Below are 24056 nucleotides of genomic sequence, written 5' to 3'. Positions count from 1 at the left end.
GATGACCTGGCTGGATTTAGCCAAGCTGGCGTTACGCAGCATCAGCAGCCATAGGCAGCGCTCGTTGTTGACCGCCCTGGGCCTGATCATCGGTATCGCCGCCGTGGTGATTTTGACCTCCATCGGCCGCGGCATTCATAGTTTCGTGTTGGCGGAATTTACCCAGTTCGGCACGCATCTGATCGCGGTTTATCCCGGAAAAACCACCACGTTTGGCATGTCCGGTGCGACCATCAGCACGGTGCGGCCTTTGTCCACGGCCGATGCGGCCAGTCTGGAAAATCTCGATCACGTGTTGGCCGCCATGCCCATGGTACAGGGCAATGCCCGGATCGAGGCCGGCAACAAACAGCGCCGGGCCAATGTGTTTGGCGTCGGCGCCGCCTTGCCGCAAGTATGGCAATTAAAAGTCGATAGCGGCCGCTTTTTACCCGACGATGGTCTGGATAATCCGCGCGCGTTCGCGGTGTTGGGCAGTAAGATGCGCACGGAATTATTCGGCAATACCCATCCCCTGGGGCAACGGATTCGCATCGGTAGCGACCGGTTTCGGGTGATTGGGGTGATGCAGGCTAAAGGCCAGATGTTGGGTTTTGACCTGGACGATACGGTGTTCGTTGCCGCCGGCAAGGCCATGGAGATGTTTGATCGGCAGAGTTTGATGGAAATCGACTTGCTGTACAGCAGTGAGACCAGCGCGGAAACGGTGGAGCAAGCCATCAAACGCCGCTTGATAGCGCGGCACGGTGCCGAGGATTTTACGATAGTTACCCAAAACCAGATGCTGGAGAAAATGGATTCGGTATTGAGTGTATTGACCTTGGCGGTGGCGGCGCTGGGTAGTATCTCGTTACTGGTGGGCTCGGTCGGTATTCTCACCATCATGACCATCGCCGTGTCGGAACGGGTATCGGAGATTGGTTTGTTGCGGGCTATTGGTGCCGAGCGTGGCATGGTGTTTAAGCTGTTTCTCGGCGAAGCGATGTTGTTGAGTCTGGTCGGCGGTTTCGGCGGCGTTTTATTGGGCGTGGCACTGGTAAAACTCGCCGCTGCTTTCGTGCCGGCATTACCGGTGCAATTGGCCTGGAATTACATCGTTGCCGCTTTTGCGATTTCCTTGTTTATCGGCGTTGCGGCCGGTGTGGTGCCGGCCATCAAGGCCGCTAGATTGAACCCGCTGGAAGCGTTGCGGGCGGAATGAGCTATGCCCGCTGTAAAAAATGAGGGTAATCAGGGCCTCTGTCAGCGTGGCGAATGGATTCGGCCAAGTTGGATTCTGGGCTATGCTTATTAGCATTTGCAGCCAATGTTTTTCAAGAGGCCTTTATGCTGAATATTAGTAATTATTACGAGCGATTGGTGATAGACAGGCTTTGGAAGCTTGCTGAGCAGGCTGACGAGCCTTTCAGTCAAGCGTTTCAGGAAGACGTGGCTTGTCTGGCGCTGAACCAATTACCGCCGTGTTATGTGCGGAACACCATCGATAAGGGTATTAATGTCAGCGAGCAGCAATATCAGGAGATGGCCGGTGCTGTCGATATGGCGGTGGAGCAGGCGATAAAGCAGGTTTTGCGCCGTCCTCGCGAGCACCGCAATGATTGAGTTTTTGTCATTAACCTTTGACGTCGCCGATTCGGTAAAGCCATGAAAAACGTTTTGATTTTTTTACTAATAGCTGGCGGTTTGCAGGCTTGCGATTCTTCGCCGCCAGACAAGGCGAATCCGCCAGTGGTGCCGCAGCCGCTGGCGGATGCAATCAAGCAACCCATGGATCAGGCCAGGGATGCGGAAAAGCAAATTTTTGAAAGCGCGGATCGGCAGAAACAGCAGGCAGACGAGATGTAAGGTGGGGCAGAGATTCGATAACCGATGTTATTGAATCTCTGCCGCCAAGTACCCTGCCGCTGGTGCGAGCAGGGTGGGTTGGGCTTACTTAAATTTAGGGCAGTCGAGATAGTCGGGATGTGCGGAAATAACCACGGCAACCCGGTGATTCTGATCTGCCGTGTTATCGGGGCCACCCGCTTCGCCGATTGCTTTGGAGACCAGTTGCGAAGCTCTGGCACCGTTTTTAATCAGCAGTTCGGTAACGGATTTAGCCCTTCTTTCCGATAAGGCTTGGTTAGCCGCAGGTTTACCCACTGTGTCGGTGGAAGCCGTGACAGTCGCTGTTGCATCCGGGTGGTCGTGTAAAAAGTGACCGATATGGCTGATGGTGTCTTCCTTGGTTTTAAACGGCACATGGCTGCCGGTTTTAAAGTAGGCCACGGTTTCGTGAATGGTTTCCACGTGATGGTGGTTTTGCGAATGGGCTTCGGTCAGCCATTGGCAATACTCTTTTTCCGAGGCCAAAACGTGTGCCGCAGCTGATTTTGCGGCCTCTTGCGCTTTCAGACTCTCGTCGATGTTCCAGTAATAATCGTTTTGCCAATGTTTCAACACATGATTGGCGGTTTTCAAGTCCTGTTCAGCTGCTGAAGCATGGAGCAAAGCTTGGCCGTAATGACCTTTGGATGCAGCATCAATCTCAGCGCTGAGCCCGGCCACATCCTTTTTCGGCGTGGAACAGGCGGCCAGCGACAAAGCCATAACGGCAAGCGGGATGTATACGTATTTTTTTGTCATGATCTTATCCTCAATATCGAGCGGTATCGTCCGCGTTACTTGCCATGATCCAGCGTGTCGGTATAGCCGTGATCCAGCGGGCCGAAATGAGTCCAGTAGCCGGGGTAATGCAGACCGAAGTAACGGGTATCTTCGCTAAAACGATCCCAGACGTAGGGCGGAGAGATAAATTCATCGGTGGGAATCGGCGAGGCAATCAGCTCCGCTACGCCTATTACAGTGCGGCTGACGGTGTGAGCTACGCCACGCAGCAGACCCCAACTTGAACCCAGCAGAATGTTTTGGTCGTGAGTGATGTTGACCACGTTTTTAGGGATTTCAATAAAACTGAAGGTGGTGTTAGCAAAGCCTTGGCTAACTCTGGAAGTGAAACCTGCCAGATAACCCGGATGGTTTTCGTCCGCATTTGCCATTTGGCTGGCCAATAATGCACCTGACAGCAAACAGGTGGTGAGGAATTTATTTTTATTCATGTTAGATACTCCCGTGGTGTTACAAATTTAATTCTACGTAGCATGCCTAAGCATAGCAGCAGAACGCCGAAAACACTGGAAGTTGGACAGTAACGCACGGCGCGGATAAATGCAAATACCTTATGAAGCCAGGTGTTTGTATTGGCCGGCTGGCAAGCTAAAGTTATCGGGCGTCGATTTCTACGCGATTTCGGCCGTTTTTCTTGGCGCGGTAAAGGGCGTCGTCGGCTGCTTGAATAATGGCGTCCAGGGAGGTGTCGGCCATTATCCGGCACGAGCAGACGCCAATCGACAGGGTGGTCGGTATGGGCTGATTTTGGTATTGAAACGCATGCCGCATCACTGTTAGTCTGATGCGCTCCGCCAAATTGGTTGCGGCATCGCTGGAAATATCCCGCAACAACATGATGAATTCTTCGCCGCCGTAGCGGGCCAGGAAATCCTCCTGGCGCATTTCCGCATTCAGGATTTTCGCCAGTTCTTTAAGGACCTGATCGCCGGCGAGATGGCCGAAATTGTCGTTGGTGCGCTTGAAATGGTCGGCGTCGCACATCATCACCGTTAATCGGGTTTCGTTGCGTTTACAAAAAGACAATTCCTGTTGCGCGCGCAGCATGAAGGCGTTGCGGTTCAGAATGTTGGTCATCGCATCCAGATTCGCCGCCGCGTATAGCGCCTGTTCGGATTTAGCTTCGTTGGCGCGTTTGTAATCGATTTTTAAGTAAGTGTCGCCCAATAGGATTCTGTCGAGTAATTCGAGTTTATGTTTTGCGACCCGCTTGCCGTTGACGTAGGTGCCGTTGGTGGAGTTTAAGTCTTCCAGCAGGATATGCCGGTTTTGTACCCAGAGCCGGCCGTGGCGCCGGGAGACCTTAGGATCGGGAATCAGAATATCCACGGCCGGTTCGCGGCCCAACACATGCTGATGATGGTGCAATTTGTATTGCTTGCCTTGATCGCTACCGGATAACACCACCAAATACGGCTCAAGCTCCGAAGTGTCACGACTGTTTTCGGATAATTTGCCGATCAAGGTGTTGGACAAGATTAACTGAGTTTTGTCGGGAGGCGTGGTCATCGGGCGAGTCCTAATCATCTCCTGGCTTAGGTAATGAAATATGCTTTTGGGGCGTTACTCGGGCAGTTGCGAGACTATCTTGCCAGTCAGGCGCGCTGTAAGAAACCTCCTACAAGGCCTCAGTGTCGCAGATAGCCGGATAGCTAGCAAGGGATGTGAGCACGTGGCCAAACGATTTGAGGCCATGTTCAGCGTGGCGCGCTAAGAACTGCTCAGCAGAGCCGAAGCGCGTGGCTTCGGCTCGAGCAATGGTTAAGCGAAGGCTTTTTTGAAAAACTCCGGCATTGCCAGACTGGCTTTGTGGATGTCGCTGTTGTAATAAACAGTCTCAAAACCCTTGTTGACCGCGTCCTGCTCGCGGAACTTCGACAAATCGGTTTTGCTGGCCATCGTTGCGCTCCACCAGCCTGATGGATAAATGCATTGCGGGAAGAAGACCGTTTGGAAGTTTGCAAATCCCCCCGCTTTCATTTCCTCGCGCATTTCCTTGAGAATTTTCATATGCAGCAGGGCTGATTCGCTTTGTTGCACCACGATGCCGTTCTCGCTTAAAGCTTTATAGCAATCCTTGTAAAAATCAGCGCAGAACAAGCCCTCGGCCGGGCCGACCGGATCGGTGCTGTCGACGATGATGATGTCCACGCTATTCGGCGCGGCCTCTTTCACCCATTTAATACCGTCGATGAATTTCAGGTCGGCGCGCGGATCGTTGTTGGATTCGCACAGTTCCGGGAAATAGATTTCCGCCAAGCGGGTGACGCGCTCGTCGATGTCGATTTGCACGGCTTTTTCGACGCCAGGATGCTTCAGCACTTCCCGTAAAGTACCGCAGTCGCCGCCGCCGATGATCAACACATTTTTCGGGTTGGGATGGGTGAACAACACCGGGTGGCTGATCATCTCGTGATAAAAGAAATTATCCCGAGTCGAGACCATGGTGCAGCCGTCGATTACCATCAGATTGCCGAACTGTTCGGTTTCGTAGATTTCCAGAAACTGAAATTCGGATTGCTCCTCGTGCAGTTTGCGTTTGATTTTTAACGAGAAGGCCGAACCGGAAGGCTCTTGGGCTTCGCTAAACCATTGATCGTCGAGCATGGGAAAGTCCTGTAAAAAGTCATATAACGTTCATCATTATACTTTAGAATTTCTACCTCTTTATGACAGTTAGGATACCGCGCGTGCCGACACAACCCTGGTCGATTGAACAATCCAAGCAGCTTTACGCTATCCAGCAATGGGGTAACGGTTATTTTTCAATTAACGACCAGGGCCATGTCTGCGTGAAGCCGCAAGCCGATTGCGCGACCGAAATCGATCTGTTCGACATTGCCCAGGCCTTGCGGGGCAAGGGCTTGAACTTCCCGGTGCTGGTGCGGTTTACCGATATTTTGTGCGACCGCATCCGTCAGCTGCAGCAGGCCTTCGACCAAGCCAGAGCCGCGAACCATTACAGCGGCCATTACACGCCGGTCTATCCGATCAAGGTTAATCAGCAAGGCAATGTGGTGGAAAGCATTGTTGCCGCCGAGCATATCGGCCTGGAAGCCGGCAGCAAACCGGAGTTATTGGCGATTTTAGGACTGGCCAAACCTGGCGGTACCATCGTCTGCAACGGTTACAAGGACCGGGCTTATATCCGCATGGCTTTGATGGGCCAGTTAATGGGCTTGTCGGTATTCATCGTCATCGAAAAGCCCTCCGAGCTGGAGATGATCATCGAAGAAGCCGCTAAGCTACAAGTCACACCGTTGATCGGTTTGCGGGTGCGTTTATCGACCATCAGCGCCGGCAAATGGCAGAACAGCGGCGGCGAGAAATCCAAGTTTGGCTTGCATGCCAGTGAAGTGTTGCAACTGATTGCCCGTTTGCAGCAATTGAATATGTTGAATTGTTTGCAACTGATGCACTTTCATATGGGCTCGCAAATCGCCAATATCCACGACATCAAACTGGCCTTAAAAGAAGCCGGCCAGTTTTACCTGCAATTGCATCAATTGGGTGCCAACATTACCACGGTCGATGCCGGTGGCGGTTTGGGTGTGGACTACGACGGCAGCGGTTCGCGGAGGGAATGTTCGATCAACTACAGCGTCAACGAGTACGCGGAAAACATCGTCCGCGCCTTTGCGGACGTGGCTCAGCAGCACGGTCTGCCGCAGCCCAATATCATCACCGAATCCGGTCGTGCCATCACCGCGCATCATGCGGTGTTGATTACTAATGTTACCGAAGTTGAAAGCCTGCAAGGTGCGGCGACGGCGGTGACCATCAGCGGGCAAAATATCGCCGAGGCTTATCACAATGCCCAATTCAACATGGCCGAAGCCCGCGCCCAGTTCGTGCAAGGCGATTTGTCGCTGACCGAACTGGCCGAAGCCGAAAAGCACTATGTCAGTTTGTGTCAGCAAATTCAGCGCAAGTTGAACCTGGATAATCACCATCACCGCGAAATTTTGCAGGAGCTGGATGAAAAACTGGCGGACAAGGTGTTCTGCAATTTCTCCTTGTTTCAATCGATGCCGGACATTTGGGGTATCGATCAGATTTTCCCGATTATGCCCATTCATAATCTGCAGCAGCAACCCAACCGGCGTGCGGTCCTGCAAGACTTAACCTGCGATTCCGATGGCCGTATCGATCAATACGTCGATCATCAGAACATCGCCAACACCATGCCGCTGCATAGCATTGCCGAAGATCAGGACTATCTGATCGGCTTTTTCATGGTCGGCGCGTATCAGGAAATTTTGGGTGATATGCACAATCTATTCGGCGACACGCATTCGATCAATATCGAACTGGAGGGAGACAGCTATCGTTTCGGTGACTTCATGGAAGGCGAGGATGTCAGCGAACTGCTGGATTATGTGCATATCAATACCGAAGCGTTAAAAACCGCCTACCGGCAAAAGTTGGGTGTCAGCGGATTAACGGCTGCGCAAAAGCAGGCTTTCGAGCAGGAGCTGTTGGCCGGACTGAATGCTTATACCTACCTGGAAAAATAGCTAAGGCGATAGAAGGATAGATAAGGGTGCTGCGCCCCAGGCGCTTAAAGGATCGAGGGCGAGCATGAAAATAGTTCTGATGGTTGTGGCATTGCTATTCGGTGGTATGGCTTGTAATAAACCAAAGCCAGCCTTAAGCAAGCTGCCGGATAACGCCGTCATTCTGGCCTTTGGCGATAGCTTGACTTATGGAACCGGTGCTTCGGCCCAGCATGATTACCCCAGCATACTCACGCAACTGACCGGCCGCGAGGTCATTAATGAAGGCGTTCCTGGAGAGATCAGCAGTGCAGGCCGGCAGCGCTTACCGGCATTGCTGGATGAATACAAGCCCGATCTATTAATTTTGATACACGGCGGCAACGATATTCTGCAACAACTCGCCGCCGATCAGACCCGGGACAATCTTAAAGCCATGATAGCCGAAGCCCGGCAACGCAATATTCCGGTCGTAATGTTGGGTGTGCCGGCGTTTGGGATCGTGTTTTTACATAGCGCGAAAATTTATGAAGAGCTGGCTGCATCTGAAGGCGTGCCGAGCGATCTGGATAGTTTGCCTAAGATTCTGGCAAATAACGAGCTTAAGTCGGATACGGTCCATCCTAATGATAGGGGGTATCGGCTTTTGGCGGAAAATGTTGTCGCGTTATTGCAAAAACACGGAGCGTTGTAATCGTCCGCGCGGTCTGTTAGGACCCAACTAAGACGCTATAATGGTCCAGACAATATTACGGGGGATATAACATGCGGGTAGGCTTGATCGGATTGGGGGCAATGGGCCAGGGCATGGCGCGTAATCTTGCCAAGGCCGGCTACTTGACCGCGGTTTACAATCGGACCTTTAGTAAAGCCGAGGCATTGGCGGCGGAATTGCAAATCCAGGCTTGCGAGACTATCGAACAACTGGCCGGTCAAGTCGATGTCGTGTTGATTTGTGTGTCGGCGGATAAAGACGTATTGATGGTGGTGGATGCAGTCGCTAAAACCGTTCGCCCTGGTAGTGTGGTGGTGGATATGTCCACGGTCAGCAGTGAAACAGCGATTGTCGCGGCGCAAAAACTTGCGGAGAAGAATGCCGCATTTCTGGATGCGCCAGTGTCCGGCGGCGTGGAAGGCGCCAACAAAGGCACGTTGGCCATGATGGTCGGCGGCAGCGCGCAAACCTTGGAGCAGGTTCGGCCCGTGTTGGCGGCCATGACCGCACGCATCGAACACCTGGGCGATGTCGGTGCCGGGCAAGCCTGCAAGGCAGTGAACCAGATTATGTGTGCGGGGATTAACCAAGCGGTGACCGAAGCTTTGGCGTTTGCGGAAGCGCAAGGTTTGCCGATGGACAAAGTCATCAAGGTCGTCAGCGGCGGGGCGGCGGGTAACTGGTTTTTACAGCATCGCGGCAAGACCATGACGCAACACCAATTCCCGCCAGGATTTAAACTGGCGCTTCATCATAAAGACTTAAAAATAGCCCAGCATATGGCGCAGCATGCCGGCGTGGGTTGTCCGCTAACCATCGCCACGCTGGCGGATTATGCCAAACTGATGGCCAAGGGTTATGGCGACGAGGATATTTCCGCGTTGTATCGATTAAAACAGAAACGATCTTCCAATTAGTTTACAAGGTGTAACGATGAAAATTACGGTGTTTGGTAGTGGATATGTGGGTTTGGTGACGGGCGCCTGTCTGGCCGAAGTGGGTAATCAAGTGCTGTGCATGGATGTTGACCAGCGCAAAATCGACCAACTCAAACAAGGCATCATTCCGATTTACGAGCCGGGTCTGGACGAGATGGTCAAGGACAACGTTGCCGCAGGACGTTTGAGCTTTACCACCGATGTTAAAGAAGCTGTGGATTTTGGCTTGTTTCAATTCATCGCCGTCGGTACGCCACCGGACGAGGATGGTTCGGCCGACTTGAAATATGTGTTGGCCGTGGCGAAAAGCATCGCCGAACACATGAGCGATTATAAAATCGTCGTCGATAAATCCACCGTACCGGTCGGCACCGCCGACAAGGTTAAACAGGCCATCAAGGACGTATTGGCCGAGCGCAGCCAGGAATTGGAATTTGACGTCGTCTCCAATCCGGAATTTTTGAAAGAAGGCTCGGCACTGGACGATTTCATGAAACCGGACCGCATTATCATCGGTACCGACAACCCCAGAACCGCCGAATTGTTGAAAGCGCTGTACGCGCCGTTCAATCGTAGCCGCGAGCGGGTCATCACCATGGACATTCGTTCCGCCGAATTGACCAAATATGCCGCTAACGCGATGCTGGCCACCAAAATTAGCTTCATGAACGAATTGGCCAATCTGGCGGAAAGACTGGGCGCCGACATCGAGAATGTCCGCCACGGTATTGGTTCCGACAGCCGTATCGGTTATAGCTTTATTTATCCCGGCTGCGGCTATGGTGGTTCCTGCTTCCCGAAAGACGTGAAAGCGCTGGAACGCACCGCCCGCGATTACGGCTATCAAGCCGAATTGCTCAGCGCGGTGGAAAACGTCAACGACCGGCAAAAGCACCGTTTATTCGAGAAAATTTCCACGCATTATCCGAACGGAGTTAAAGGCAAAACCTTTGCGTTGTGGGGCCTGGCGTTTAAACCCAACACCGACGACATGCGCGAAGCACCCAGCCGGGTATTGCTGGAAGCCTTGATTGATGCCGGTGCCACAGTGCGAGCCTACGACCCGGAAGCAATGGAAGAAGCGCACCGTATTTACGGCGATAAAGCCGGATTGGTGTACTGCGCCAAGCAGGCGGATACTCTAAGCGACGTGGATGCGTTGATCATCGTCACCGAATGGAAACAGTTCCGCAGCCCGGATTTCGACGATTTGGGTCGCTTGTTGAAAGACAAGGTGATATTCGATGGGCGGAATATGTATGAGCCGAGGTTGGTTAAACAGTTTGGGTTGCAGTATTACGCGATTGGGCGTTGATTAGTTTGGTATTTGACTCCGTTCGCCCTGAGCTTGTCTAAGGGGTATCGAAGTTGAGGTGTCGCTAGCGCGACGGTTTATTTAATGTCGGTTCGCGGACCGACGACCGCGATACTTTCTTTTGCTTGGCCAAAAGAAAGTATCCAAAGAAAAGGCCACCCGGATGCCGCTTTGATCCTGCGCGCCGAAGCTTTCGCCGGGGGTTGACGAAAGGGGCTTCCTGCCCCTTAGTCAACGTGCGGCATCCCTGCCGCACCCCTTCGGGCTATTCCCGCCGAAAGCTCCTGTGCTCGGCGCGGCATACGGGAGACCCCCGCCCCAAATCGCAGCTTATTGTTTACGAAGTTTTCTCTCGTTTCCACGCGCCGCGTGGGAGTCCAGACTATCCGCGCCAGCGGTAACATCAGTTTTGTAGGGCGCATTAGCGATAGCGTAATGCGCCGAATGATTTAAGGCCGATATACGGCGCAATATGGCTGAGCCTATTGACGCCCTACGAATTGCGCCTTACGGCCTTGCGTTTCACCTAGACTACTTGCATTATGGGATTTTTTATCTTTTTTATCATTCTGATCTCGCCAGTTATATTGGCATTGCTTATACATATATTCCGCGACTTACGCGGAAAGGCTAGAAATATTCGACAGGAATGTTATTCATGCGGAACCCCTGTCTCGATGACGAAATGTCGAGTCATTTGTCACCACAGAGGCGGAAGGTATATTTATTGTGAGCAATGTGCGGATCGTCATGAATTATGGTCTGGCATTGCTATGTCCACCATGGCACTCGGAGTGGCAACGACTCTTATTGTGCTATCTATCTCTGAATTTGACATCAGTCCACAAAAGTCGCTTCTGTTTGCTGGACTAGCTTTAGCGATAGTCGTAATTGTTGTTTTGGTCGCTGCTCGCTACATCTTCAAGAAAACCAAGTAATTAATTCGTCGATTCAAGCACTGAATGACTGTTTTCCGGCTTTCTTCACGTGCATAGGGTGCATGTAGGGCGTCAATAGGCGTAGCCCAGTAGCGTGGGATTTAGTGCCCACGCGGGGTGAAAGCCCAATGGTGGGCAAAATTGCCCACCACACAGGATGGTTTTTCTCCCGTATGCCGCGCCGAGCACCGGAGTTTTTGAGCGGACTAGCCCGAAGGGGTGCGGCAGGGATCACTCGTTCCCACGCGCGGCGTGGGAACGCAGTCTATCCGCGCCAGCGGTAACATGCGACAAAGCAAGCAAACGAGGTCAAACTCATGGGCGGCAGTCGTTACCGTATTCTCCAATCCCAACAGCCGTATTTCTTAACCTGCACTGTACTGAACTGGATACTGTTATTTACCCGACCGGCTACCGTGCAAATCGTTCTGTACGCCTTGTTTTACCGTCAACAACAGCGCAATTGGCTAATATACGGCTACGTCATTCTGGAAAATCATTTGCACCTATTACTACAAGCTGACGATTTACGTGAGCAATTAGCCCACTTCAAGTCATATACGGCGCGTCAGTTGATCAATTATCTGGAATCTATCAATGCCGAACGCTTGTTGCAGCAGTTACGCTGGTTCCGCAAAGCGCACAAAACTGACAGGGAATATCAGTTGTAGGAAGAAGGAAGTCATCCGCAGATGATCGAGAACCCCGAGGTCTTGCGGCAGAAACCGGACTATATCCACCTGAATCCGGTCAAACGCGGTTATGTTGATTTCCCGGAGCATTGGCGTTATTCGAGTGCCCGGAATTATGCAGGGCGGGAAGGGCTGTTGCCGGTTTATCGGGATTGGTTTTAGCTGGCCCGCAGCGCGGCTGGTTTGCATTCCCACGCGGCGCGTGGGAACGAGATAACTGGATACATTATTTTCCCGACTGGCTACCGTGCAAATCGTGCTGGACGCCTTGCTTTACCGTCAACAACAACACAATTGGCGAATATACGGCTACGTCATTCTGGAAAACCATTTGCACCTGCTGGTACAAGCTGACGATTTAACCCATCAATTGGCCCACTTCAAATCTTACACCGCGCGCCAGCTGATCGATTATTTGCAAGCCGTTAATGCCGAGCGCTTATTGAAGCAATTGAACTGGTTCCGCGAAGCGCACAAAACTGACAGGGAATATCAGTTGTGGGAAGAAGGAAGTCATCCGCAGATGATCGATAACCCCGACGTCTTGAGGCAGAAATTGGAGTATATCCACCTGAATCAGGTCAAACGCGATTATGTTGATCTACCGGAGCATTGGCGCTATTCGAGCGCCCGGAATTATGCGGGTCAGGAAGGATTATTGCCGGTTTATCGGGATTGGTTTTAGCTGACCGCAGCGCGGCAGGTTTGCATTCCCACGCGGCGCGTGGGAATGAGATGAGATCGTCGATTCGTTCATGGTTTAACTCCTTGATTGGTATGTAATACATCCATTATGAAATCACGCTTGGAACGGCCTACCACTCTCTGTGGAGGACACGACCAGCCCAGTCCGGTTTTAGCAAATGACCATGGCTGCCGGCCGCCAGCCACACTGCCGCCACCTCGATCATGTAAATAACCGATGCGCTCGCCCAGCAATTCGCCGGTCTGCAAATCGATGACTTTCAAGGCGCTACCGGCAATCCACATCTTCCGCTCTTCCGGGGTCTCCAGGTCGTCGTAGGTCACGCCATAGCGCGGCGGCGGATCGCCAGCTGGTTCGCGAGTCAGCACTAAATCGTACCAAGTGCCGTCATCGTGTTTGGTAGGCTCGAGCAATTCGCGGGGGATGTAACCGACTTTGCGAAGCAGTTCGCTCCATTCCTTGCCTGTAACCTTGTCGTGTCTTTGCCAACTGCCGGTATAGCGGTAGCGTTTACCGTCGCCGGGATCGATCGCCTCGACGTATTTGAACGCGGGCTGTTGTTTGCACCTATTTGTATTACCAACCCAGCACTGAAGCCCGAAACCGCCATCGTTCAAAAACGATTTAATATAGCCATCGAACCACATATAACGGACCTCATGGTCGTTTGAGCTCGTGTCGAAATCGCCGAGACTTTCATAAGGACTCTTGGCCGCATTACTGTATTGACTGATGTCGGAAGATTTATCCAAATCGATCTTCATCAAAAACACCCCGTCGACATCGTCAACCGTGCGATAAATCTTCTCACCCGCGCCTTTACACAGTTCGTGATAGCGATCCAAGGCCTTGGTCATGGTGGCGAGCTTGGCGTCCAGCGCTTGTTGTTTCAGGTGGTTTTGATGGAGCTTGTAAGCCACAGGCATCAGAAATATCGCCAACACTAAACCCATGGCTAGATATCTGAGTTTAGGATTATCGATATTGCGCCGGGCGGCGGAAACGCTAAACCACAGCACTACCAGAAAAGTCGCGACAGCGCCTATCGCCACTGCCCAGACGATTAAGCGCAAGGTCCCCGGAGCGATAAACAAATTTAAAAGATCCCAACCCATGTTTTTGTCTCGGCTTTTGGCAAAGCCGTAAGGCGAAAGCAGCAGCGGGCTTTGCACTGTATTCCAGTGAGAATTGTATTTTTCAATTTCATATAACCCCCGGTTATATCCAGGACCGTAGATGTATTGAACGACGTGAAGCGCATTGATCGCGAACGATGCACCTCCTTACGTCAGCAGCATATATCTGATCGTAACTAATTGAATTTCAAATCCCCGGCGGGTTTTCTCCTGTATGCCGCACCGAGCACCGGAGCTTTTGAACGGATTTGCCCGAAGGGGTGCGGCATGGATGCCGCACGTTGCCGAAGGGGCAGGAAGCCCCTTTCGGCGACCCCGTTCAAAAGCGAGGAGCTCAGGGAATAAGCGGCATCCGGGTGGCCTTTTCTTTGGATACTTTCTTTTGGCCACGCAAAAGAAAGTATCGCGGCTGTCGGGCCGAGACCCGACATTAAATTAAACCGTCGTGTTAGCGACACATTAGTAGCCCTTCGACAAATTCAGGGCGAACGGACTAGTTGAAAGCCAGTCAACTTCAAAAGTTAAGAAGACCGAAGCTGACTATGCTTTACCCCATACCCAAAATAAATCAAAAACCCAATCACCAGCCAAACGAATAACCGAATCCACGTATCAATCGGCAAGCCCGCCATCAAACTCAAACACACCAAAATCCCGCCAATCGGCACGTAAGGCACGGCTGGGCATTTGAAGTGGCGTTCCATTTCCGGATGGCTGTTACGTAAAATCCAGACGCCGCCGCAGACCAGTACGAACGCGAACAGGGTGCCGATACTCACTAGCTCGCCAAGCTTCTCGATAGGCATGAAGCCGGCGAGTAAGGAGACTGCGACGCCGACCAGTATGGTCGATAAATGTGGTGTTTGATATTTGGGATGCACCTGCGCGAATAGCGGCGGTAACAATTGATCCTTGGCCATCGAGAAGAAAATCCGGCTCTGCCCCATCAACAGCACCAACATCACCGAAGTCAAACCGGCGATGGCGGCTATTTTAATGATCGGTGACAGCCAGCCCATGCCGACATGATCGACCGCCAGCGCAATGGGTGCCGGGACGTTGAGTTCGGTGTAGGAAATGATGCCGGTCAATACACCTGCCACCAGAATGTATAGCAAGGTGCAGACCGCCAATGAGCCGATGATGCCGATCGGCACGTCGCGTTGCGGGTTGATGGCTTCCTGAGCGGCGGTGGAAACGGCGTCGAAGCCGATATAGGCAAAGAAAATTACCCCGGCCCCGGTCAATACGCCGCCAAACCCGAATGGCATGAAGTTGGACCAATTCTCTCCGGTTTCGATGTGTTGGGAGCCGGCGATGATGAAGACGACGATCACCGAGAGTTTGATCAGTACCATGACGAAATTGAAGATTGCCGATTGGCGGATGCCGATCACCAACAGGCCGGTCAGCAATAAAATAATTGCCACTGCTGGCAGATTGATGAAGCCGGCCGCGGGGTTGGCCAGATAGGCGGTGGTGAGATAGGTGGGTAAATGCACGCCAAAGTTTTCTAGAAAACTGGTGAGGTAGCCGGCCCAGCCTATTGCCACCGTGCTGCTGGCCAGGGCGTATTCCAGGATTAAATCCCAGCCTATGATCCAGGCCATTAATTCGCCCATCGTCGCGTAAGCGTAACTGTAAGCGCTACCGGAAACCGGAATCATCGCCGCCAGTTCGCTGTAACACATGGCCGCCAGGCCGCAGGCGATGCCGGCCAGAATGAACGATACTACGATGGCAGGACCGGCATATTTAGCGGCGGCGATGCCGGTCAACACGAAGATGCCGGCGCCGATCACCGCGCCTATGCCCAGGATGGTCAAGTCTTTGGCCGTCAGTGTTTGCTTTAAGCCGTGCTGAACATCGGTCAAGGCCTCGACGGATTTGCGTTGCAGTAATTGCTTGGGGATTTGCATGAAGTGGTCTCGATTATTTGGAAGAGGTGGGCTTGACGGAATCGGGCAGGTTTTGGGCGCCGTCGAAGCGGGTGCCGGTCGTCACGGCCTCGGTAAAAATCGCGTCGTGCAATTTGGCTTGCGAGAAATTGGCGTTGGTCAGATTGGCACCGGTCAGATTGGCGCCGTCCATTTCGGCGGAATACAGATCGGCGTTTTGTAAGTTGGCGTTATTTAATTTGGCGTGTTTTAACATGGCCCGGCCAAGCTGGGCGTTGCTGAGATTGGCACCGGTCAAATTGGCGCCTTTCAAGCTGGCGCGCATCAAGCCCATGGATTGATTTTTCATGTCCGCCGCCCATTGCACATTGCTGAGATTGGCATGGCTTAAATTGGCGCCGTCCATGATCGCCACCACCCGGCTGCCGCTCATGTCGGCGTTGCTCAGGTCGGCGTGCATCAGGCTGACGCCGAAGATGCTGGTATTGGCTAGATTAGCGGCGCTGAGCTTGATATTGGTCATCACCGTTAAATCCAGCGTCAGGCCTTGCAGATTGCTTTTATTCAGATTGGAGCGTCTTAGATCGGCGCCCCATAAATCGGCATTACGAAAATCCAGATTCGACAAGTCCAGGTCGGTTAGATCCTTACGGCGCAGGTCGGCGGGGTGTTGCTTGTCCGCTTTGGTCAGCATTTGCTCGACTTGGGCGCGGGTGAGATCGGCGGCATGGGCTATGCTTTGACTCGCCAGAAATAGCGCTAGAAATGTTTTGATCGATAAGTTTGTCATTAAAACCTCCGCAATATTGTCATTGTTGATTCGGATAATCCGCTTGGCAGGACCGTATTGTCGTTGATAGTAACAGGGTCACAGACAGACTCAACGAGAAAAATGCTGCCCGGATTGTACTTGGATTTTTCTGAGGATTAAGCGGGACGCGGCCAAGGGTGCTTGTGGGTGGCCGCGCGGCCCCAGTTAAACGTAGCTTGCGGAATTGCTGTTACATTACAATGCCTTCGATGAGCCAGATATTTTCGATTTTTTCAGCGTTGCACCAATCACTCTAAAAGAAACATAACATGACAGAAACTTCGCTAGCCGCGCTTGTCGTTGATTTGGATGGCACGCTGACGCCCACCGACACCTTGGTCGAATCGGTATTACAGGTCTGTAAACGGCAGCCGCACGCTATATTCAAATTACCGTTTTGGTTAGCGAAGGGGCGAGCGGCGTTTAAAGCGCGCGTGGCGCAAGCATCGGCCCTGGATGTCGAGAGTTTGCCTTATCGGACTGATTTGCTGGAGTATTTGCGCGCGGAAAAACGGAAGGGCAGGCAGTTGGTGCTCGCCACCGCAGCACATACCGATATAGCCGATGCGGTTGCCAAACATCTGGATTTGTTCGATAAAGTGTTAGGCAGCGATGAGAACCATAATCTTAAAGGTGTCAACAAGCTGGAGGCCATCCGCGAGGCAGTGGGGCCGAATTTTGTCTATGCGGGTGACAGCAAGGCCGATTTGCCGATTTGGCGAGCCGCACAGGCCGCAATCCTGGTTAATACCTCAAAGCCGGTCGCGAAATTCGTGCGGGAACATACACCGATAGAACAGGAATTTACTGCCAACCTGAACCAAATCCGGTTGTGGTTGCGCGCGCTGCGGGTGCATCAATGGCTGAAAAACCTGTTGATATTCGTGCCGCTGCTAACGGCTTTTTCGTTTGATGATTTGGATAAGTTGGGTACCGTTGTACTGGGCTTCTTCGGGTTTTCCTTGGCCGCGTCCGCCACGTATATGGGTAACGATTTGTGGGACCTGGACAGCGACCGTAATCATCCGCGTAAGAAATTTAGGCCGTTTGCCAGTGCTGAATTGCCCATTTTGAAAGGTCTGGCAGCCGCTTGCGGGCTATTGCTGAGCGGCCTGATGTTAGCGCTCGCCGTGTCGCAGGCCTTTTTGGGCATGTTGCTGTTGTATTTATTCGTCACCACTACGTATACATGGCTATTGAAATCCTATGTATTGATCGATGTAATGGTGCTATCTCTGCTGTATACGCTCAGGATTATTGCCGGTTCCGTGGCCGCGTCGGTAGCGACCAGTTCCTGGCTGTTGGCTTTTTCGGTGTTTATCTTTTTCAGTCTGGCTTTAGTCAAGCGTTGTTCCGAACTGGTTGCTTTGCAACAAAAAGGCCGGGAAACCACGCATGGCCGCGATTACCGGGCGGTGGATCTGGTCGTGCTCTGGCCCTTGGGTGTCAGTTCCGCGTTGTGCGCGGTGGTGGTGTTTGGTTTATTTATTACCTCGGCGGAGACTCAGATACGTTACCTAAATCCGCAGCTGTTATGGTTTGTGGCGATAGGCCTTATTTATTGGTTAGCACGCCTGTGGATTAAAACCGCTCGCGGGGAAATGCACGATGACCCGCTGGTGTTTGCGGTTCGCGACTTCGGTAGCCGGATCACAGTGCTCTTGATGCTGTTCGCCACATTAGCCGCTCATTTTTCACATTGGGAATAAGCCATGCAAATTCTACTGATCGCTATTTTTAGCATCGTCCTGTCTGTTGCCGCGCAGTTTATGCTGAAACTCGGCATGTCCAGTGTGGATGTCAAGCAGGCGATGGCCGGGCCGCTGACACCACGCCTGCCTTGGATCGTATTTACCAACAAATTTGTGTTTGCCGGTTTTACCTTGTACGGCGTGGGTGCGATAGTTTGGTTGAAGGTGTTGGCATCATGGGATGTCAGTAAAGCCTATCCCTTGGTAGGCTTGGGCTTTGCGTTAACCGTGCTGATCGGCATGCTGCTCGGCGAGACGGTCACCGCTTTCCGCGTCTTGGGCATTTTGCTGATTTGCGAGGGCGTTTGGCTCGTGGCCAATTCCTGATTCTGTTCCGAGATAACTAACAAGTATGACTTGGCAACTTAGAGCACTGTTACATCAATTATTCATTCTGTCTGTGATATCGCTACTGGTGATGGTGCATTTGCACTATAGGTCGCCGAGTTTTCCGTTTACGCCTGACAGCGCCAGCTATATCGAACAAGCCAGAAATTTTCTCAATTCAGGCAGCTTGCTGATTACTCCGTATGGCTTGGCGCCGGGAGATCAGGATCAGGTCGAGAATCGTTTGTTTCCCGTGGGTTTTGCTGTCGTTCTGGCGGCCGTTTCCAGTTTCGGTATCGATGCGAAAGATGCCGCGATAGGTTTGGCGCATTTTTCCGCCATTACATTGCCGTGGTTATTATTTTTCAGTTTTCGGCAGAGCCTTGGACCACTTTATGCTTTGCTGCTGGCCGGATTAGCAGCATTATCACCCGGTGTGCTCAAGCATTCGCTGATGGGGCTGACCGATGTATTCGGTTTATGGTTAGCGGTGGTTGTTATAGGGTTGACGCTTAACTCGCGGTCCATCGTCGGCTTTATCTTCGCTGGTTTGCTTGCCGGTATGGCTTACGCAATCAGAAATGCGCATTTAGCGCTGCTGGCTAGTGTTATTTGTTATTTTTGTTATTGCTGGTTAAGCAGTGCCGCTGGGGAACGGCGCGTTGTTTTGCTGCGCGCTGTTGCGGCGATGTTTGGCATGGCCGTGGTCGTAGCGCCGCTGCTGCTCAGAAATATAGTGATGTTTGGGTCGCTGAATCCCTATGTGATGGGGCCAAGCACGATAGGTTTTGTCGAGAATTTACGCACCTATATCGAGGCTTTGCTAAAGGATGCAACGGCTTGTAGCGAATGTGCCCGGTATGTGGCTTGGTCGCTGCCTGGTTTACTGGGATTCGGGGTTTTGATTATCGCCGCTGCCTACGCGGATTATAAATACCGCTGGTCCAATCTACCGACTTTCGGTAAAAAAACCTTGGCTATTTCAACTATTTATCTGGTCATGGGGTCCTGTGTGGTCGTTGCTGCCCGTACCCGCTATCAATGGGGCGAGGTGATTAATCTTCGCCACACCCTGCAATATTCGCCTTTTTTATGGGCTGGAATGTTTGCGCTGTTGGCTGATCATGGCAGGCAGCCCGCTATTATTGCCTGGAAGCAGGCCAAATTGGCGATTTCTGTTTGCTTGGTGTTTTTCCATGCTAGCTATGCGGTCAATTCGGAGAGTTTCCGCAACAGCGATAACGACTACCCGAAATTGGCGCAGGCATTTTCAATTGGAAAAGCCTATTTGTGCGGCAATCAGGCAGATACTTACTTGGTATCGAACTGGGCGCATGTGTTTCGGATAGAGTGCGGCGCACGAGTCCGCCAGATTGAAGCCATTGCCGCAGGGACAAAGGGTGGTGAAATGCGAGCGTTCATGTCCGCAGGTGATGGGTATATGTCAGTGCTCGAAGCTGTCAGTGACATAAAACAGCAAGCCGGCAGCCGACCAATTCGCGTCGGTTTATTTCCGGGCCGATTCGGTGTGGAATCTGAAAATTTGCCTTTGTCAGCCGTTGATGAACGGCAAATAGTGGCAAATGGCTGGCATATTATTAAAAACGATCAACAGGGCCTGATTCTGGAATATCCAAAAGCCGGCTCAGAGCAAATGAATTTGCAATGACTCGTTATCGCAAAAATGTGCTTAAGACCGCGCTGGATTTTGACAACAAGCAGTTGAATCTGTGTATGGCCAAAATTAACGCGCAACAGGCCTTGCTGACCATTGTCAGGACGGCGTTACCGTCTGAGATTGCTCCGCATGCTCAACATTGCGTGGCGTCAGGTGCGCAGATACTCTTGTACTGCGATTCGGCCAGCTGGGCATCGCAAATTCGGTTTTTCAATCGAGCGATTTTAGACAAATTGCATGATGCGGGGCATCCCTATATTGTCCGCTTGCAAGTACGGATTGTGCCGCCGACAGGCGAGCCGATTCGGCCAAAACGCACACCGCGCTTGCCGTCAGCGGAAAATGTCGGTTTGATTGCACAGCAGTTTAAACAGGCGGATGAGCAGGATGTTTTGGCGGCGGCTTTGGCGCGTTTGGGTGCTACGTTGGCGAAACGCTTGCGGGAAGATTAGTAGGTTTTGGCAGGATTGTGGCCGATCAAGTTGACCGGCCACGGCACAGCTTAATGTCTGTGTGATGCGGGATTAGCCTGTCGCGCGTGCTGATGTTTGCGCGGAATGCATAAAGGAAATCGGTGCGTCCTCGGCATTTTCGAAAGTCACCATTTCCCAGGCGTCTTTGTCGTTCATCAGGCTCAGCAGCAACTTGTTGTTCAGCGCGTGGCCGGATTTAAAACCCTGGTATTCGCCAATCAGGCTGTAACCCAACAAATACAAGTCGCCGATGGCGTCGAGAATTTTGTGTTTCACGAATTCGTCGGCATAACGCAGACCGTCTTCGTTCAACACTTTATCGTCGTCCACCACAATGGCGTTATCCAGACTGCCGCCCAGCGCCAGATTGTTCTCGCGTAAAAACTCGATGTCCTTCATAAAGCCGAAAGTACGGGCCCGGCTGACTTCTTTAACGAAGGTCGTCGAAGAGAAATCCATCACCGCAGTTTTCAAATGCTCGGAAAACGCCGGATGTTCGAAATCGATGGTAAAGGTCACTTTAAAACCCTCGAACGGTTCGAACGCGGCCCACTTGTCGCCGTCTTCGACGCGGATTGCGCGTTTGATACGGATATATTGTTTGGGTACGTCCTGCTCGACCACGCCGGCCGATTGCAACAGAAACACAAACGGTCCGGCACTGCCGTCCATGATAGGCACTTCGGCGGCGCTGACATCGACAATCGCATTGTCTATGCCCAAACCGGCCAAAGCTGACAGCAAATGTTCGACGGTGGACACCTTAACGCCGTCGCGGACCAAAGTCGTGGACAGCTTGGTTTCGCCGACATTTTCAGGGCGCGCGGCTATCATCACCGGGGTTTCCAAATCCACGCGGCGAAAACGGATGCCGGTATCGGGCTCGGAGGGGTGCAGGGTCAGATACACTTTATCGCCGGTATGCAAACCAACGCCGGTGGCTCTGATGGTGTTTTTTAAAGTACGCTGTTTAATCATGAAATGCCGACAAATAGGTAAAACAAAGCCGGGGAGTCTATCACAGATTATGCGATAGCTCCCCCCGAACTTGGTTGTGCAGCCTCATAAGGACTCGTCGCAAGCGGACCTCAGTCTGCTTGACGTCTCAAGAAAGCCGGTACATCCAAGTAATCCAAATCGACGTCGTTTCTAGGTTGCGCGCCGAAGCGGGATTCCCGAGTCGATTCCTGTTTTTGCTGGCGGACGATGGTCGGTTTGTCCAATTGATCGTAATTGATCTCGCCGGCCGCGACTTTTTTCACCAGACTGATAGGCGAAGCCGCTTGCTTGGCTTTTTCACCCATACCGGTGGCGACGACGGTGACTTTAATTTCCTGGCCCATGGCTGGATTAACTGCCATACCGATTTTCATGTCGGCGTCTTCGGAAGCGAAGGCGTGCATGATGCTGCCGATTTCGTCGAACTCGTTCAAACCCAAGTCGCCGTTGGAGGTGACGTTCACCAAAATGCCGCGCGCGCCTTGCAGATTGTTGTCGTCCAACAATGGGCAGGCAATGGCTTTTTCCGCCGCTAAACGGGCGCGATTTTCTCCGCTGGCGACGCCGGTGCCCATGATGGCGCTGCCCATATTGGACATCACAGTCTTGACGTCGGCAAAGTCGACGTTCATCAAGCCAGGGTGAGTAATCAGCTCGGTGATACCTTGTACCGCGTCGCGCAACACGTCGTTAGCGGCGCGGAATGCTTCTACCAGCGATTTATTGTTGCCCAAAGTCGGCAGCAGTTTTTGGTTAGGAATGATGATCAAGGAATCGACCAGTTTTTCCAGTTCGCGTAAACCGGCATCGGCCACGCCTTTTTTCTTGGAACCTTCAAAATCAAAAGGTTTGGATACGACAGCGACTGTCAATACACCCAGTTCTTTCGCCACTTCGGCAAATACCGCGATGGCACCGGTACCGGTACCGCCACCCATGCCTGCGGTCAGAAACACCATGTCGGCGCCGGCAATGACTTCGCGGATGCGGTCACGATTTTCTTCCGCTGCGGCTCTACCGACTTCAGGGCGAGTGCCCGCTCCCAGGCCTTTGGTGAGTTCAACACCCAATTGCACGATGGACTCTACGTTCATTTCCCGCAGGGCTTGGGCATCGGTGTTGGCGCAGATAAATTGCACGCCGTCGATACCGTCTTCCACCATGTGGTTAACCGCATTACCGCCACCGCCACCGACGCCGATGACTTTGATAACCGCGGTGCCGCTACTATCCAATAATTCATATTTCATTTTCACACCCTCCAGACAAAAAATTAAAAATTTCCTTGAAACCAGCTTTTGATTTTTGACAACAGATCCGCGCCATCATCGTTCATGCCTAACGCCCGGCCGTGATGGTCCTTGCCGTACAGCAACAAACCCACCGCGGTCGAATAAATCGGGTTTTCCGCTACATCGGTCAATCCGGATACATGCAGCGGCACCCCCATGCGAACCGGCATATGGAAGATTTCCTCCGCCAATTCGACCAACCCTCTCACTTGCGAACTGCCGCCGGTGATCACCATGCCGGCGGCAATTAAATCTTCATAGCCACTTCTTCTTAACTCTGCTTGCACCAACAACATCAATTCTTCATAACGCGGCTCGACGATCTCAGCCAGATTCTGCGCCGAGATCTTGCGCGGCTCGCGGTCGCCGATGCTGGGCACCGCGATGGTTTGTTGCGGGTCCGCCAATTGCGTCAACGCGCAAGCATATTGGCGTTTGATTTCCTCCGCGTTTTTGGTCGGTGTGCGCAACGCCACGGCGATGTCGTTGGTGACCTGATCACCGGCAATGGGAATCACCGCCGTGTGCTTGATCGCGCCTTCCGAGAAAATCGCAATATCGGTGGTGCCGCCGCCGATGTCGATCAGGCAGACGCCCAGATCTTTTTCATCGTCAGTCAATACCGCCGCGCAGGAGGCCAGTTGCTCCAACACGATGTCGTCCACGTCCAGCCCGCATTTACGGATACATTTGACGATGTTTTGTTCGGCACTGACGCTGCTGGTGACCATATGCACCTTGGCTTCCAAACGAATGCCGGACATGCCGATGGGCTCCTTGATGCCTTCTTGCTGGTCGATCACAAACTCCTGCGGCAGGATGTGCAGGATTTTCTGATCCGCCGGAATCGCCACCGCCCGCGCCGAATCGATCACTCTATCGATGTCGTGTTGGGTCACTTCCTTTTCCTTGATCGCCACGATGCCATGTGAATTCAGGCTTTTAATATGGCTGCCGGCGATACCCGCAAATACCGATTTGATCTGGCAACCCGCCATCAATTCGGCTTCCTCAATCGCCCGCTGGATGGAATGCACGGTCGATTCCAGATTGACCACGATGCCTTTTTTCAAGCCCTTGGACGGCGCGGTGCCGATGCCGATCACTTCGATCTCGTCGCCACCGCGGTATTCACCAACGATAGCAGCGACTTTCGACGTGCCTATATCCAGCCCCACTAATAAATTTCGATCTGTCTTTTTGGCCATTGTTTATGCTCAGTAA

Annotated in this window: 22 protein-coding genes and 1 pseudogene; 13 read left to right on the top strand and 10 right to left on the bottom strand. The window is 52.4% G+C overall.

The genetic code is table 11. The features are described 5' to 3' along the window. The first annotated feature begins 1 nt into the window (after position 1). The 3 genes from JL719_RS22660 (at position 2) to JL719_RS22650 (ending at position 1845) form a co-directional block, all read left to right on the top strand. On the top strand, positions 2-1201 hold the full coding sequence (locus JL719_RS22660) for an ABC transporter permease (RefSeq protein ID WP_033156810.1): 1200 nt from the start codon (positions 2-4) through the stop codon (positions 1199-1201). Between the two features lie 125 nt (positions 1202-1326). Further along, positions 1327-1602, top strand: a complete 276-nt coding sequence (locus JL719_RS22655) for a late competence development ComFB family protein (RefSeq protein WP_033156993.1) — start codon at positions 1327-1329, stop codon at positions 1600-1602. A gap of 42 nt (positions 1603-1644) precedes the next feature. After that, positions 1645-1845 carry a hypothetical protein gene (locus JL719_RS22650; RefSeq protein WP_033156809.1) on the top strand — a complete coding sequence of 67 codons (201 nt, stop codon included), beginning with the start codon at positions 1645-1647 and terminating at the stop codon, positions 1843-1845. 84 nt (positions 1846-1929) lie between these two features. Here the strand turns inward: JL719_RS22650 and JL719_RS22645 are convergent, their stop codons facing one another. The 4 genes from JL719_RS22645 to speE form a co-directional block, all read right to left on the bottom strand. Next, positions 1930-2625 (bottom strand): OmpA family protein, encoded by a 696-nt coding sequence (locus JL719_RS22645; RefSeq protein WP_033156808.1) that lies wholly within the window; start codon positions 2623-2625, stop codon positions 1930-1932. 35 nt (positions 2626-2660) lie between these two features. Further along, the gene (locus JL719_RS22640; protein ID WP_033156807.1) at positions 2661-3098 is read right to left on the bottom strand and encodes an exosortase system-associated protein, TIGR04073 family; all 438 of its coding nucleotides are present in this window, start codon (positions 3096-3098) and stop codon (positions 2661-2663) included. Between the two features lie 163 nt (positions 3099-3261). Further along, entirely contained in the window at positions 3262-4176 is a 915-nt protein-coding gene (locus JL719_RS22635) for a GGDEF domain-containing protein (RefSeq protein ID WP_033156806.1), read from the bottom strand. A 252-nt stretch (positions 4177-4428) separates the two neighbouring features. Next, entirely contained in the window at positions 4429-5274 is an 846-nt protein-coding gene (gene speE / locus JL719_RS22630) for a polyamine aminopropyltransferase (RefSeq protein ID WP_033156805.1), read from the bottom strand. 83 nt (positions 5275-5357) lie between these two features. Here speE and speA point away from each other — a divergent pair, with 83 nt between their 5' ends. The 6 genes and pseudogenes from speA to JL719_RS22600 all read left to right on the top strand — a co-directional run bounded on the left by speA (position 5358) and on the right by JL719_RS22600 (position 12446). Further along, the gene (speA, locus tag JL719_RS22625; RefSeq protein WP_033156804.1) at positions 5358-7184 is read left to right on the top strand and encodes a biosynthetic arginine decarboxylase; all 1827 of its coding nucleotides are present in this window, start codon (positions 5358-5360) and stop codon (positions 7182-7184) included. A 64-nt stretch (positions 7185-7248) separates the two neighbouring features. Beyond that, positions 7249-7857, top strand: a complete 609-nt coding sequence (locus JL719_RS22620; RefSeq protein WP_033156803.1) for a GDSL-type esterase/lipase family protein — start codon at positions 7249-7251, stop codon at positions 7855-7857. Positions 7858-7928: 71 nt separating this feature from the next. Beyond that, complete coding sequence (locus tag JL719_RS22615) at positions 7929-8795, top strand: NAD(P)-dependent oxidoreductase (RefSeq protein WP_033156802.1); 867 nt, start codon at positions 7929-7931, stop codon at positions 8793-8795. 16 nt (positions 8796-8811) lie between these two features. Further along, positions 8812-10131 (top strand): UDP-glucose dehydrogenase family protein, encoded by a 1320-nt coding sequence (locus JL719_RS22610; RefSeq protein ID WP_033156801.1) that lies wholly within the window; start codon positions 8812-8814, stop codon positions 10129-10131. 1255 nt (positions 10132-11386) lie between these two features. Next, a pseudogene (locus JL719_RS22605) lies at positions 11387-11923 on the top strand (REP-associated tyrosine transposase). 85 nt (positions 11924-12008) lie between these two features. Further along, positions 12009-12446, top strand: coding sequence for a transposase (locus JL719_RS22600; protein WP_225892930.1), 438 nt, complete (start codon positions 12009-12011; stop codon positions 12444-12446). A 68-nt stretch (positions 12447-12514) separates the two neighbouring features. Here the strand turns inward: JL719_RS22600 and JL719_RS22595 are convergent, their stop codons facing one another. The 3 genes from JL719_RS22595 to JL719_RS22585 form a co-directional block, all read right to left on the bottom strand. Continuing rightward, complete coding sequence (locus tag JL719_RS22595) at positions 12515-13582, bottom strand: LapA family protein (RefSeq protein WP_129871449.1); 1068 nt, start codon at positions 13580-13582, stop codon at positions 12515-12517. A 542-nt stretch (positions 13583-14124) separates the two neighbouring features. Next, on the bottom strand, positions 14125-15522 hold the full coding sequence (locus JL719_RS22590) for an amino acid permease (RefSeq protein WP_033156798.1): 1398 nt from the start codon (positions 15520-15522) through the stop codon (positions 14125-14127). Between the two features lie 13 nt (positions 15523-15535). Then, positions 15536-16291 (bottom strand): pentapeptide repeat-containing protein, encoded by a 756-nt coding sequence (locus JL719_RS22585; RefSeq protein ID WP_084153291.1) that lies wholly within the window; start codon positions 16289-16291, stop codon positions 15536-15538. Between the two features lie 290 nt (positions 16292-16581). Here JL719_RS22585 and JL719_RS22580 point away from each other — a divergent pair, with 290 nt between their 5' ends. From JL719_RS22580 to JL719_RS22565, 4 genes are read left to right on the top strand one after another with little or no spacing between them, the layout of a single operon-like run. Next, positions 16582-18021 carry a UbiA family prenyltransferase gene (locus JL719_RS22580; RefSeq protein ID WP_033156797.1) on the top strand — a complete coding sequence of 480 codons (1440 nt, stop codon included), beginning with the start codon at positions 16582-16584 and terminating at the stop codon, positions 18019-18021. A gap of 3 nt (positions 18022-18024) precedes the next feature. Then, positions 18025-18390 carry a DMT family transporter gene (locus JL719_RS22575; protein ID WP_033156796.1) on the top strand — a complete coding sequence of 122 codons (366 nt, stop codon included), beginning with the start codon at positions 18025-18027 and terminating at the stop codon, positions 18388-18390. A 25-nt stretch (positions 18391-18415) separates the two neighbouring features. Then, positions 18416-20059 (top strand): glycosyltransferase family protein, encoded by a 1644-nt coding sequence (locus tag JL719_RS22570; protein WP_051670003.1) that lies wholly within the window; start codon positions 18416-18418, stop codon positions 20057-20059. Beyond that, complete coding sequence (locus JL719_RS22565) at positions 20056-20520, top strand: DciA family protein (RefSeq protein ID WP_033156795.1); 465 nt, start codon at positions 20056-20058, stop codon at positions 20518-20520. Before JL719_RS22570 ends, JL719_RS22565 begins: the two co-directional genes overlap by 4 nt. A 72-nt stretch (positions 20521-20592) precedes the next feature. Here JL719_RS22565 and lpxC read toward each other — a convergent pair whose 3' ends face one another. From lpxC to ftsA, 3 genes are all read right to left on the bottom strand, one after another. Then, positions 20593-21519, bottom strand: a complete 927-nt coding sequence (gene lpxC, locus JL719_RS22560; protein WP_033156794.1) for a UDP-3-O-acyl-N-acetylglucosamine deacetylase — start codon at positions 21517-21519, stop codon at positions 20593-20595. 110 nt (positions 21520-21629) lie between these two features. Further along, on the bottom strand, positions 21630-22790 hold the full coding sequence (gene ftsZ / locus JL719_RS22555) for a cell division protein FtsZ (RefSeq protein WP_033156793.1): 1161 nt from the start codon (positions 22788-22790) through the stop codon (positions 21630-21632). 23 nt (positions 22791-22813) lie between these two features. Beyond that, positions 22814-24040, bottom strand: coding sequence for a cell division protein FtsA (ftsA, locus tag JL719_RS22550; RefSeq protein ID WP_020483769.1), 1227 nt, complete (start codon positions 24038-24040; stop codon positions 22814-22816). Positions 24041-24056: the final 16 nt, after the last annotated feature.

Origin of the sequence: Methylomonas sp. LW13 (genome assembly GCF_016865255.1) — a bacterium.
Classification (GTDB): Bacteria; Pseudomonadota; Gammaproteobacteria; order Methylococcales; family Methylomonadaceae; genus Methylomonas.
This window is presented reverse-complemented; position numbering and strand designations above follow the sequence as displayed.

Bases quoted from the DNA above. Each gene is read 5' to 3' on its own strand.
- JL719_RS22585 (WP_084153291.1), bottom strand. From the start codon at position 16,291: ATGACAAACTTATCGATCAAAACATTTCTAGCGCTATTTCTGGCGAGT.
- JL719_RS22590 (WP_033156798.1), bottom strand. From the start codon at position 15,522: ATGCAAATCCCCAAGCAATTACTGCAACGCAAATCCGTCGAGGCCTTG.
- JL719_RS22655 (WP_033156993.1), top strand. From the start codon at position 1,327: ATGCTGAATATTAGTAATTATTACGAGCGATTGGTGATAGACAGGCTT.
- JL719_RS22565 (WP_033156795.1), top strand. From the start codon at position 20,056: ATGACTCGTTATCGCAAAAATGTGCTTAAGACCGCGCTGGATTTTGAC.
- JL719_RS22610 (WP_033156801.1), top strand. From the start codon at position 8,812: ATGAAAATTACGGTGTTTGGTAGTGGATATGTGGGTTTGGTGACGGGC.
- lpxC (WP_033156794.1), bottom strand. From the start codon at position 21,519: ATGATTAAACAGCGTACTTTAAAAAACACCATCAGAGCCACCGGCGTT.
- ftsZ (WP_033156793.1), bottom strand. From the start codon at position 22,790: ATGAAATATGAATTATTGGATAGTAGCGGCACCGCGGTTATCAAAGTC.
- ftsA (WP_020483769.1), bottom strand. From the start codon at position 24,040: ATGGCCAAAAAGACAGATCGAAATTTATTAGTGGGGCTGGATATAGGC.
- JL719_RS22575 (WP_033156796.1), top strand. From the start codon at position 18,025: ATGCAAATTCTACTGATCGCTATTTTTAGCATCGTCCTGTCTGTTGCC.
- JL719_RS22650 (WP_033156809.1), top strand. From the start codon at position 1,645: ATGAAAAACGTTTTGATTTTTTTACTAATAGCTGGCGGTTTGCAGGCT.
- JL719_RS22570 (WP_051670003.1), top strand. From the start codon at position 18,416: ATGACTTGGCAACTTAGAGCACTGTTACATCAATTATTCATTCTGTCT.
- JL719_RS22640 (WP_033156807.1), bottom strand. From the start codon at position 3,098: ATGAATAAAAATAAATTCCTCACCACCTGTTTGCTGTCAGGTGCATTA.
- JL719_RS22595 (WP_129871449.1), bottom strand. From the start codon at position 13,582: ATGGGTTGGGATCTTTTAAATTTGTTTATCGCTCCGGGGACCTTGCGC.
- JL719_RS22635 (WP_033156806.1), bottom strand. From the start codon at position 4,176: ATGACCACGCCTCCCGACAAAACTCAGTTAATCTTGTCCAACACCTTG.
- speE (WP_033156805.1), bottom strand. From the start codon at position 5,274: ATGCTCGACGATCAATGGTTTAGCGAAGCCCAAGAGCCTTCCGGTTCG.
- JL719_RS22645 (WP_033156808.1), bottom strand. From the start codon at position 2,625: ATGACAAAAAAATACGTATACATCCCGCTTGCCGTTATGGCTTTGTCG.
- JL719_RS22615 (WP_033156802.1), top strand. From the start codon at position 7,929: ATGCGGGTAGGCTTGATCGGATTGGGGGCAATGGGCCAGGGCATGGCG.
- JL719_RS22660 (WP_033156810.1), top strand. From the start codon at position 2: ATGACCTGGCTGGATTTAGCCAAGCTGGCGTTACGCAGCATCAGCAGC.
- JL719_RS22580 (WP_033156797.1), top strand. From the start codon at position 16,582: ATGACAGAAACTTCGCTAGCCGCGCTTGTCGTTGATTTGGATGGCACG.
- JL719_RS22620 (WP_033156803.1), top strand. From the start codon at position 7,249: ATGAAAATAGTTCTGATGGTTGTGGCATTGCTATTCGGTGGTATGGCT.